Source organism: Plectonema cf. radiosum LEGE 06105, from assembly GCF_015207665.1.
Lineage (GTDB): Bacteria > Cyanobacteriota > Cyanobacteriia > Cyanobacteriales > Nostocaceae > Rivularia > Rivularia radiosa_A.
Genome location: NZ_JADEWL010000184.1, coordinates 1 through 11465 on the forward strand (window position 1 = coordinate 1; position 11465 = coordinate 11465).

The following is an 11465-nucleotide window of genomic DNA, read 5'->3' on the forward strand; positions in this document are numbered from 1 at the left end:
GGATGGGGGGATGCTAAGTAATAAGTAATAAATTCTTACTTCTTACTCCTAACTCCTAACTCTTCACTCCTAACTCTTCACTCCTCACTCCTAACTCCCCACCTTTGACCTTTGACATATAAAAAAGAATCCCCCTCACTTTACTTTACATCTGCGAGAGAGATTATTAACATAAATTTCAACTTGAAACTTGAAAGAAAATTAAGCATCAAAGCTATCAATTTCAAATTCGCAAGCTCTAGAAGCTTCTTCTATAGTAAATGGCTCAAAATTGACCAAAGATAAATTAGATGGTTCTTTAATCATTTCTTTTGCTAAGAGTAATCCGGCAATTGTCCAAGTTTGATATTTTCTGGCTTGCTTACCAATTAATCTTCCCCGCTTACCATCATAATATTCTGGCCATTCATCTTCTTGAAGACGTAATTGAGCAACACTAATTGCTCTTTCGGCAATACATACTCTATTTGTTTTAATCGCTGCTGCTGCTAACATCCACATTAAAACTGGCCAACTTCCACCATTATGATAAGACCAAGGAATATTTTTCGGATCGCATCCAGTGATCAGTCTATATTCTTCATTTTCTAATGCGGGAAAAGTAATTTTCATCGGCATATTCCCTACTAAATCTTCCCATCTCTTTTCAATAAGAGTCATAATGGCTTGTGATTGCTCTTCAGTTGCTAAATCGCAAATAATTGCCATCAAATTTCCTAAAGAAAAGAAACGAGTATCTAACTGTGATGGCCCGACATTACCTGCTAAATAACCACCTTTTTTTGGCAACCATTTATCTAATTCATAATAAGGAAGTGAATCTACATATATATTAAATTGGTTAATAGCTTCTTTGCCGTATTCTTCACCTTTATAACGATAAATAGCATTAAGACGTTTAATATCTATCCAATAATGCTTACGAATATGGGCGCGTAAAATAGGTAAGCGATTGTCAATTGCAATCACCAAATCTTGATTTCCATGACAGATTAACATTTCTCGCGCCGCACGTAATGCTGCATAAAACAACGATTGAATTTCTAAAGGATGTCCGTAAATACCCAAACGTCTATCAATCATACAAGCACCGTCGGGAACCAACAGTGTTGGATACATATCAAAGCGAGTTGCTAAACAAAGTTCCAAAATCAACCCAATACCTTTTTGAAATTCGGGTTGATATACCAGTGAATAATCTTTAGTTGCGACTACATAAGCACGTAAAATAATCAGCCACCAAAAACAAGAATCAATTGGTGTAACTCTTGCGATGGCGTGTTCACCAAAATCAGCTTCTAAATACTCTTCTCCATCGCGAGATACCACTTTAAAACTAGCTGGCATGATACCTTGTCCCGGTTTATAAGCATCCAACTGGTTATTTTTGGGTTGCAATTTCAAAGTTTCTTCTAAAAAATTGCGTACTATATCCGTTTGTCCTTTAATTAAGAAAAGTAGAGCGGATGAAGCAAAATCTCGAACAAAACATTGGTCATAGTTTAATGAATCTACACTTCCATCCAAAGCCGCAACTGTACCTACTGGACGACCTTGATAATAAAGAATTGTTTTTTGCAGTTGTTCCCATGCTTCTTCTTCTACTTTTTTAATAGCTGCGATATCTTCTAATTGCATATCTAGATTGTCTCCCTTTAATGTGTGAATAATGTAGTCAATAAAAACTACATTTTTTTTAATTTAGCAACTTATAATTAAAATCTACAACGACGAAATATCAATAGACATCATATTATGCAGAATTTTAAAAAACAAATAATTAGCTTTTTAATATCTAGTATTTGTCACATTATTTGCATTTAAAAATTCATTTTGATTACCAAGTAAATACATATTGTAACTCTATTAATTCCTTGGGGTTGAATCAAAATATTCTTGAGTAAAGATACTTAAAGTAGATTGATGACACTATAAAAAATTATTATTTTTTATTTTAATTGCTTGCATAATTAAAAATTATAACAGATTAGAATATAGTGCAACAATTATTTCAATTCATCCTTTGATATAGTTTTTGAAAAACAAGCGATTTAACAAGAAAAATTATTAAAAAAGTTATTTTATGCCTTCTATAAAGGCAATATGCAACATTTTTAATAGGTATTATCTTATCAAATTAAAATAAAAAAATAGTGATTTTTTAAACTTTTAACTATTAAGGAATAGTTGCATGATACCAAAAAAAATAAAAAACCAGTCTCAAGATAGAGAAACCAACATCTATCAAACAATAGTAATATTTGCTACTATTTAAAAATGCAATTATGGTTTTATTTACTGTTTTGATTTGGTGTTAAATCCTAAGATCGAGTTCTAGCTTAATTTGCTAATATTTGCAAATATAAAAAACTACTTTATCTTTAACTGTATATAAAACTACAAAATTAGGTCGCAGCTTTATTAGTTTATATAAAAAACAGGTTTAAAACATATACTGTTTAAATATTCTCATAGCTTAGATATATATACGATATTGAGTAAAATAAAGTATCAATTGATTTACATACAAGTAAGTTTATCCTCGATAATAAGTAAGGTAACGTGAAATATTTCTACACAAATCAACAATAAAGCTGTTTAAATTAGAATTTAACAGCTAAGGCTAGGCTCTTAATAAAAAAACCGCTATTTAGTAATCGTTGTTACAGAAATTATATCAAATATAATATCTATTTCAATGTTACCGTCTCTCAAACGTACAAAAAATTAATAAAGTATGGCTAAAGTTTGATAAAGTTTTTGTAAACTACTCATTGCGAGGATATTTGTCAAAAAAATACAACTTAACAAACAAAGTCTATATTAATTTTCGCTGGTAAAATTCAGTATTTATACATATTTAATGTTCACTTAGAATAGTTATTCAGTGTAAACAACTATTTATTCTCATTTTTCAGTTTTAGTAATATTCATTACAATAAAAACAAGTAATTTAAGCAAATCGAAAGCTAAAAAAAAATAGTACTAGCAAGAGATTTTCATCAAAAATAGTTAAAAATTTAACTTGTTTTTTTTGTATTATACTTACACTGTACTTAAGATGAACTCTGTAATAGATATAACAATTTGAATAATTTACTATAAGCTGATTTATTACTGATCAAAAAAACAAAGGAAAAATGTATGCTAAAAAGTTCTAAAATTGTCAAAACATCTTCAACTGAGCGCTTGCTAAATATTTGGGCGCGTCGTTATACACCCGGAATATCTTCCTTGCTGGCACATAATTCATCTTGTGATCAATTATTAAAAGCAGCAACACTAGAAGGTAGAGCTTTAACAGCGAACAAATTAAGAGAGAAAATGTTAGATGTTAATTGTCAAATGGCATGGATACAAACAAAAAATCTCTACAGTTATATTCCGAATGTTTTAGATTTAAGTGAAGCAAGAAGGATTACACAATTTGCTTTTCGTGTTTACAAAAAGTTAATGGAGATTTATCAGCAACAGTCACCGAAGATAGAAATAGAAAATAACACTCTTTCTCAGTGGGTTATACCAGCAGTAGAGGAACTTGCATATGCTTTAGAACCGATATTAATTGTATTTCAGGAGCAACACGTAGCATCGAAAGATTGGCGCAGTCTTGGTTTTATGACTTCGCAATTAAATTTTACCAATCAATTAATACTAAAAAAATTAACATCTGCCGAACAAGCATTATTAACACCTTATTTGAAATTTGTTGAAGAACAAGTAGCGATGCCTTGGCAAAGAGTGTGTTTTAATGCTGTTAATTATGAGTTGGATTCGCCGCAATTAAAGCTTGTAGAACAAATGATGCCAGCTGCGTCGGAAATTGCCCAATCAGTTTATCGTCAGCTAATTGAATTATTACCTAATAGTCGTAGTAGAAGAGGTAAGTTAACAGAGCGTGGTATCACACACTCTTGTTCTCGTGACTTAAATATGTTCCAAGCTTATATATTATTATGTTTTTTAGAACAAAGTCTCACACCAATCGAACAAGAATTAATTCCTTTGTGTGCAATGGTAGTAGAAGGAGTTGAAATAAAATGGGAATTAACCCAAAAATGGTGTGAGGTTTTAGCTTCGGAAATGGAAAGTCGTTTAGATTCAGAACAAAAAGAATTACTTAAACCTTATACTCAAGGTATGAAACAGGTATTTTTTAAAGAGCGTAGAAGTTTAGGTTTTACCGAAGAAATAACGGTAGATATTGTTTGATTTATGGTAATTGGTAATTGTCAACTCCGGTGGTACCGTACAGACGTAGCAGTGCTACGTCTCTACAAAAACTCCGGTGGTACTAACTCCTTACTTATTACTTATTACTTATTACTCGTAACTCCTCTCAATCCAAAATCTAAAATCTAAAATCCAAAATTGACTCATCCACTGGTTAATTTAGTCCAGTAACGCTCATAAACCTGTTCAAATTCTCCAACAGGAGCAAGGCGCTCGCATTTTTGTAGAATATCTTCTGGTGGAAATAAAGTTGGATTATTTTGAATTTCTGGAGGTAATAATTCAAAAGCGGCACTATTTGGAGTAGCAACACCTAAACGTTTACTCATCGATGCTGCAACTTCTGGTTGTAACATGAAGTTTATCCATTCATAGGCACCATTGAGATTACTAGATGTTATGGGAATGGCAATTGTGTCAGTCCATAAAGATGAACCGCTTTCAGGTGTTATGTATTTTAATTTGGGGTTTTCTCTGGTTATTTGAAAAGCATCTGAAGAATAACACATTGCTAAGATTAAATCTCCTGACATGATTTGATTTCTCCATCCATCGGTACTAAAAGCAGCAATGTGAGGTTTCAAATTTTGTAGCTTTTCATAAGCTTGTTTGATATCGCTTTCATTCTGGGAATTATAGGAATAACCCAGCATTTTTAAAACTCCACCAATCACCTCTCGTGCATCATTGAGTAAGGTAATTCGTTTGGAAAGTTGTTGTTGATTTTGCCACAAATAATTCCAGTCTTGAGGAGGTGTGGTAATTTTTTCAGAATTGTAAATAAACCCAGTAGTACCCCAACTAATAGGGACGCTATAACTGTTTTTCCTGTCATATTCGGGATTTTGAAAGCGAGGAAATAAATTATCCAACCCGATTAAACGTTTGCGCTCAATTTCTTTTAATAATCCTTTATTTACCATCTTACTTACCATATAATCCGATGGATAAATCAGGCTGTAAGTACCACCACCACTTGCTTGTAATTTAGCAAGCATTACTTCATTAGCATCATATACATCTGCAAGTATTTTGATACCAGTTTGGGTAGTAAAAGTTTTTAATAAGTTGCTATCTGTGTATTGACTCCAAGTAAAAAGATGCAATTTATCAAATCCATTAGCTATGGTAGAAGATGCTCTCACATCACCTAATTTCCAACCGCAACTTGCAGTTATTAATCCAGAAAATGCAGCCAACCCTGTAAGCAATTCTCTTCTTCTAATCATTTATTATTTCTTTTTTTTATCTAAATCGAGAAGTAAAAATCAACATGGAGAAAATGTTACACATTCAAACATGAAACTATTAATTATTTAATTATTTAATTATTTAATTATTAAGTAAAGCCAAACAATCATTTTCTGACCACCAAGCATAAATTGGTGTTTCGGGGTTTGGTAACATCCCAAATGTACTCGGCTGCATCACAGTAATATGTAACAAAGGCGTTAATTCAATTACATAATTAACATGAGTTCCTAAATACATAATGTTAATTAAACGTCCTTCAAAGCAGTTATTTTGTACGCTGGGTTTATACAGTGAAAGCTGAATTTTTTCCGGACGCACGCTTAATGATACACTTTGAGATACTCCCGTAGGAGTGAATGCATTACGCTTGACAATAACTTTGAGTCCAGCTTTGGTTATCACTTCGATATTAGCTGCATCAACATCTGCTATCTCTCCCAATAACAGATTAGTATCCCCAATAAAATCAGCTACAAACGCTGATAGCGGCTGCTCGTAAATTTCCTTTGGCGTGCCGATTTGTTCAACTTTTCCATGATTCATAATCGCAATACGTTGAGATAACGACAACGCTTCCTCCTGGTCGTGCGTTACCATGATAAAAGTTAATCCTAAGTTTCTATGTAAATTTAATAACTCAACTTGCATTTCCTTACGCAGTTTTAAATCTAATGCACCGAGAGGTTCGTCTAACAATACCACCGCTGGACGATTGACTAAAGCCCGTGCTAATGCTACACGCTGCTGTTGACCTCCCGAAAGTTGATAGGGAAATCGCGATCGCAAACTTTGCATTTTCACGAGTTCTAAAGCTTCTTGGACTCTAGTGGCAATTTGAGCTTTGCGTAGTTTCTTTAATTTCAAGCCAAATGCGATGTTGTCCCATACATTGAGATGGTCAAACAAAGCATAACTTTGAAAAACAGTATTAACTGGTCTACGATGAGGAGGAATTTTAGCCATCAGACGACCTTGAATAAATACTTCACCAGCGTCAGGTTTCTCGAAACCAGCAATTAAACGTAAGATAGTTGTCTTTCCACAACCAGAAGGACCGAGAATACTAAAAAATTCTCCTTGTCTGACATCTAAATCTATCCCGTGTAAAGCCGGTTCTTTGTTAAAAAATTTGAACACTCCAGACAATTCAACATCAAGTGACTCAAAAGTTGTGATATCCTCTTGCTGCTGCGTTATAGTTTGAGACATAATCCTATTTAAAAATGTGTGTTTGTACGTATTTGCGCCAACATATGTAGTCTATTAAGCTAACTATTATAGGCAATCATGGTTTATTGTATACGTCAAAAACAAATTCCTTGCTACTAAATGCCGCCGAAATATTACAAAGTCAGCCATTTGACAATTAATTACGTCAAGGTGATAGAGATTTTACCCCCATATAAAACGTCTTGTTTTTAGAGAGGGTATTAAACTCCCTAGCTTTGTAAAAAAAACAAATGTCTTAGGACTTTCACTGTTTAACACAAAGTAGCTAAAAATACACGTAAATACGATATATTCTTTCAATTATTTAACGGTCGTCTCCCGGTTAATACCAGGATGCAATCGTATACAGATAATGCTATTTTCTCTATCAGTTTTTCTCTTATGACCTTATTACAACTACCTCGCATCGGTAAAGAAAAAGATGCACGTACCGTAGGAAAAAGCTACCAATCTATATTTTTAATCGTATTGACCTTGTTGTTGACAAGTGGAATACTTAGTCGATTGGCATACTTACAAGTAGTTAAAGGAGAAAACTTCAAAAAACGAGCGCAAGATAATCGGATTCGGTTGATTCTCCGTCAACCAGAACGAGGTAATATTTACGATCGAAATGGCAAACTGTTAGCTACAACTCGCTATCCTCATTCTGTATATTTGTGGCCTATGGCTCATAAAAAAGAAGAGACATGGAATACAATCGGTCCGCGTTTATCTCAAATCCTTGGTATACCCCAAAAAGAAATTGAAGAGAAATTAACAGAAGCTGGACCAAACTCCTCCTCCTTAGTAAGAATTGCTCGTGATATCAACCTGGGACAAATTACAGCTTTAAAAGAGTACGAAAGCGAACTACCAGGTGTAGAAATTAACCGAGAAGCCATTCGTTACTATCCTCATGGCGCACAATTAGCTCACGTCATCGGTTATACCCGCGAACTCACCGCAGAACAGTTAGCGGAGAAGAAGAAAGACGGCTACCGTTTAGGAGATGTCATCGGACAGATGGGTGTAGAAAAAGCATTTGAAACTACGCTCAGGGGAGAATGGGGCGGTCAACAGGTGGAAGTTGATGGTAAAGGTCGTCCCTTAAGAACATTAGGCGTAAAACAAGCAAAACCCGGTCAAGATATTAAATTAACCATAGATATAGATTTACAAAAAGCCGCTTACAAAGCTTTGCAAGGACAAACCGGCACGATTATCGCGATGCATCCGGAGAACGGAGGGATTTTAGCAATGGTATCTAATCCGGCATTTGATCCCAATGTATTTTCTAAGGAAAAACCCTCACCTAAAGAGTTAGAAGCAATACTTTTAGGTAAAAACCATCCCATGCTCAATCGCGCCTTCAGAGCTTATCCTCCTGCAAGTACTTTTAAAGTTGTTACTATCGCAGCAGGTTTAGAATCCGGTAAATTTGCGCCGAATACAGTATTACAAACTTATGGTTATCGAATTTTCGGCGGACACCGTTTTAATGAATGGAACCATGCTGGATTTGGTCCTTTAGGATTTACCGGAGCTTTAGCGATGAGTAGCGATACATTCTTTTATCAAGTAGGTGCGAGAGTCGGGGGTGAACAATTAATCAAATGGACTAAAAAATTTGGATTTGGCTCACAAACAGGTTCGGAATTTTCCTTTAACGAATCCAGAGGTTTTGTACCCGATAACGCTTATCAACGAAAATTATGGAAGCGCGATTGGACGGTAGGTGATTCTGTTAATATGTCAATTGGTCAAGGAGCCTTACTAACTACACCTTTACAAGTAACTCGAATGTTCGCCATACCTGCAAATGGTGGCTATTTAGTTAAGCCCCACATACTCAAAGACAACGAAGAAAAAAAGAAATGGCGAGAATCCGTAGGTATGAAACCAAAAACCGTCGAGATTATTCGTAAAGGATTGCGAGAAGTAATTACAAATGGTACGGCTAAATCAATGAATTCCCCCACAATTCCTCCCATGGCTGGTAAAACCGGAACTGCTGAAGCATGGAGATCCAATCGCGTCAAAGCCAATCACGCTTGGTTTGGTGGATATGCACCCGCAGACAAACCCGAAATTATCGTATTAGCATTCGGTGAACACTCTGGGGCTGGTGGTGGTGCAGTTGCAGCACCAATGGTAAAACAAGTTATGGAAGATTACTTCCAAAGAAAATATCCCGGTAAATATCAAAAACCTGAAGTTGAAGCCAAAAAGACTCAGTGATAAGTATAGGAGTTAGTGGTTCATGTCATAAGTTTTGGGGGGTAATAAATTGGTAATTCGTAATGCGTTAACCCATCCCCCCATCCCCTTGTCCTCTTCTCTAGTTACATTCCAAAGAAGCACGAGTTGAAACGCCGGTTTTTGGGTTAACACCATTTGCTGTTTCACACAGTTTTTGAACTTCTACGCGGTCTAAAATAGCACCACTAAAATCAGCCCCGGTAATGTCAACATTACGAAAAATAGAACGTAACATCATTGCATTAGTAAAAATTGCATCGCTCAAGTCGGCATCACTGAAGTTTGTTAAATAAGCTATTCCATCAGTGAAATCGACACCATGCAAATTTGAATTTTGTAATAATGAACCGTTAAAAACAGCACCGCGCATATCGGCGTTACTAAAATTAGTATTTTCTAAATTTAGAGTAGTATACTCCTCTCCCACTAAACTTTGACCGGATAAATCCTTACCAGATAATTCATTACCAGCCGCACGTGAAATACTCGAAGAACTTGCAGCTTCTGCTGATAAAGGATAGAAAAGCACAACAATAACTAAAAATAAGCTAGCTAGTACTTGCCAAAATTTCATAATCTCTACTTTATAAAACTCAATACATCCACATTTAACCATACTTCATGGATGGTGGTTAGTAGATAGTGGTTAGTGGTTAATGGTTAGTAGAAAATAACAACTGTTAACTGTCCACTGTCAACTGTCCACTATCAACCATCAACCATCAACTAACTCCTAACTCTTGTAGGATATTTAAAGATGTTGATTAAGAAAAGCTTTATTTATCTGTGGCTAATCAAGAAGAAATCGCAATGATTGCGCGATCGCCTTTATTTTCAGTTATACAAGAGTTGCAAGCGCGATTTACTAGTTTTGGTGGCTGGGAAATGCCATTACAGTTTTCTGGTATTACGGTAGAACATCAGGCTGTGAGAAATGCTGCTGGAATGTTTGATATTTCCCACATGGGTAAATTTATTTTAGAAGGTAAAAATTTAATTTCTCAACTCCAGCGTCTGGTTCCTTCTGACTTAAGTCGTCTGCAACCAAATCAAGCACAATACACTGTTTTATTAAACCCCCAAGCTGGGATTATTGATGACATAATTTTTTATTATCAAGGTGAAGATAATACTGGTGTTCAAAAAGGATTTATCATTGTTAACGCTGCCACTACAGCTAAGGATAAAGTATGGTTACTCGAACACCTGGATACTAAACAAGTGGAATTCCAGGATTTATCAACTCAAAAGGTATTATTAGCAGTTCAAGGACCAAAAGCTACTGAAATTCTGCAAAAATTTGTTGATCGAGATTTAACCTCTATCAAAGCTTTTGGTCACTTGGATACAACATTACTCGGTAAACCCGCTTTTTTAGCTCGTACTGGTTACACCGGGGAAGATGGTTTTGAGGTAATGGTAGAACCAACTGTAGGAATAGAACTTTGGCAAAATTTGATTGCAGCAGGTGTAGTTCCTTGTGGATTGGGTGCGAGAGATACTTTGAGATTAGAAGCCGCCATGGCACTCTACGGACAAGATATCGATGACACTACCACTCCTTTAGAAGCTGGTTTAAGTTGGTTAGTTCATTTAGATACGAAAGGAGATTTTATTGGACGTGAGGTATTAGAACAGCAAAAAGCCACCGGGGTTCAACGCAAACTAGTAGGTTTACAAATGCAAGGACGCAACATCGCTCGTCATGGCTATCCAGTATTATCCGCAGGTCAAAAAGTAGGAGAAATTACTAGTGGTACCTTATCGCCAACACTCGGTTATCCTATTGCTTTAGCATACGTACCCGCAGAACTAGCAAGCGTCGGCAACCAATTAGAAGTAGAAATTCGCGGTAAAATCTATCCTGCAACAATAGTGAAGCGTCCCTTTTATCGATCAACAAATCGCGTCGGTAAATAAAGATGGAGAGACAAGCCGAGCGAACTGTGTGTGGGGTATATGTCGGGTTTTTATAAAGGTTTTCTGATGTTACCGATAATTACTATAAAAACCCGACTTCTGTGATTATCGTCGAACTCACTTTAACCTTTGACCTTAATTGCCGATAATTAATAATTGATAATTAGTTAAAAAAGAATATGGCTTTTGAATATCCAGAAGATTTGAAATATTTAGACACTCACGAATACGTGCGTCTTGAAGGTGAAAATGCCACGATTGGCATTAGTGCTTTTGCCATCGATCAGTTGGGAGATATTGTATTTTTAGAATTACCACAAGTTGGCGATCGCGTCACAAAAGGAGAAACTTTTGGTACGGTTGAATCAGTAAAAGCTGTAGAAGATTTGAATTCACCCGTAACTGGTACTGTTACTGAATGTAATGATCCAATGATGGATTCTCCGGAAAAATTAGCAGACGATCCTTATGGTAAAGGATGGTTGATCAAAGTGAAAGTTGAAAATCCCACCGATATTGATGATGCAATGAGTGCAGAAGAATATAGCTCCCAGGTGGAAGGGGATTAAGGAGATGGGGGGATGGGG

Annotated in this window: 8 protein-coding genes; 4 read left to right on the plus strand and 4 right to left on the minus strand. The window is 35.5% G+C overall.

Annotated features, from left to right (window positions below):
* Positions 1–201: 201 nt before the first annotated feature.
* Positions 202–1638 (minus strand): glycoside hydrolase 100 family protein, encoded by a 1437-nt coding sequence (locus tag IQ247_RS28960; RefSeq protein WP_193925272.1) that lies wholly within the window; start codon positions 1636–1638, stop codon positions 202–204.
* Positions 1639–3144: 1506 nt separating this feature from the next.
* Here IQ247_RS28960 and IQ247_RS28965 point away from each other — a divergent pair.
* Positions 3145–4212 (plus strand): bilin-binding protein, encoded by a 1068-nt coding sequence (locus IQ247_RS28965; RefSeq protein WP_193925274.1) that lies wholly within the window; start codon positions 3145–3147, stop codon positions 4210–4212.
* Between the two features lie 164 nt (positions 4213–4376).
* Here IQ247_RS28965 and IQ247_RS28970 read toward each other — a convergent pair whose 3' ends face one another.
* Together IQ247_RS28970 and IQ247_RS28975 are read right to left on the minus strand one after the other, a co-directional pair.
* On the minus strand, positions 4377–5462 hold the full coding sequence (locus IQ247_RS28970; RefSeq protein WP_193925275.1) for an ABC transporter substrate-binding protein: 1086 nt from the start codon (positions 5460–5462) through the stop codon (positions 4377–4379).
* Between the two features lie 103 nt (positions 5463–5565).
* Complete coding sequence (locus IQ247_RS28975) at positions 5566–6696, minus strand: ABC transporter ATP-binding protein (RefSeq protein ID WP_193925276.1); 1131 nt, start codon at positions 6694–6696, stop codon at positions 5566–5568.
* A 402-nt stretch (positions 6697–7098) separates the two neighbouring features.
* On the opposite strand from IQ247_RS28975, the gene mrdA reads away from it, so the two are divergent.
* Positions 7099–8937, plus strand: coding sequence for a penicillin-binding protein 2 (gene mrdA / locus IQ247_RS28980; protein WP_193925277.1), 1839 nt, complete (start codon positions 7099–7101; stop codon positions 8935–8937).
* A 100-nt stretch (positions 8938–9037) separates the two neighbouring features.
* Here mrdA and IQ247_RS28985 read toward each other — a convergent pair whose 3' ends face one another.
* On the minus strand, positions 9038–9532 hold the full coding sequence (locus IQ247_RS28985; RefSeq protein ID WP_193925278.1) for a pentapeptide repeat-containing protein: 495 nt from the start codon (positions 9530–9532) through the stop codon (positions 9038–9040).
* A gap of 236 nt (positions 9533–9768) precedes the next feature.
* On the opposite strand from IQ247_RS28985, the gene gcvT reads away from it, so the two are divergent.
* The gene (gene gcvT / locus IQ247_RS28990) at positions 9769–10878 is read left to right on the plus strand and encodes a glycine cleavage system aminomethyltransferase GcvT (RefSeq protein WP_228060141.1); all 1110 of its coding nucleotides are present in this window, start codon (positions 9769–9771) and stop codon (positions 10876–10878) included.
* Between the two features lie 179 nt (positions 10879–11057).
* Positions 11058–11447: a glycine cleavage system protein GcvH gene (gene gcvH, locus IQ247_RS28995; RefSeq protein WP_193925281.1), complete on the plus strand. Its 390-nt coding sequence runs from the start codon at positions 11058–11060 to the stop codon at positions 11445–11447.
* Positions 11448–11465: the final 18 nt, after the last annotated feature.

Coding starts and splice junctions, on each gene's coding strand:
- IQ247_RS28960 (WP_193925272.1), bottom strand. CDS start 1,638: ATGCAATTAGAAGATATCGCAGCTATTAAAAAAGTAGAAGAAGAAGCA.
- IQ247_RS28965 (WP_193925274.1), top strand. CDS start 3,145: ATGCTAAAAAGTTCTAAAATTGTCAAAACATCTTCAACTGAGCGCTTG.
- IQ247_RS28970 (WP_193925275.1), bottom strand. CDS start 5,462: ATGATTAGAAGAAGAGAATTGCTTACAGGGTTGGCTGCATTTTCTGGA.
- IQ247_RS28975 (WP_193925276.1), bottom strand. CDS start 6,696: ATGTCTCAAACTATAACGCAGCAGCAAGAGGATATCACAACTTTTGAG.
- mrdA (WP_193925277.1), top strand. CDS start 7,099: ATGACCTTATTACAACTACCTCGCATCGGTAAAGAAAAAGATGCACGT.
- IQ247_RS28985 (WP_193925278.1), bottom strand. CDS start 9,532: ATGAAATTTTGGCAAGTACTAGCTAGCTTATTTTTAGTTATTGTTGTG.
- gcvT (WP_228060141.1), top strand. CDS start 9,769: ATGATTGCGCGATCGCCTTTATTTTCAGTTATACAAGAGTTGCAAGCG.
- gcvH (WP_193925281.1), top strand. CDS start 11,058: ATGGCTTTTGAATATCCAGAAGATTTGAAATATTTAGACACTCACGAA.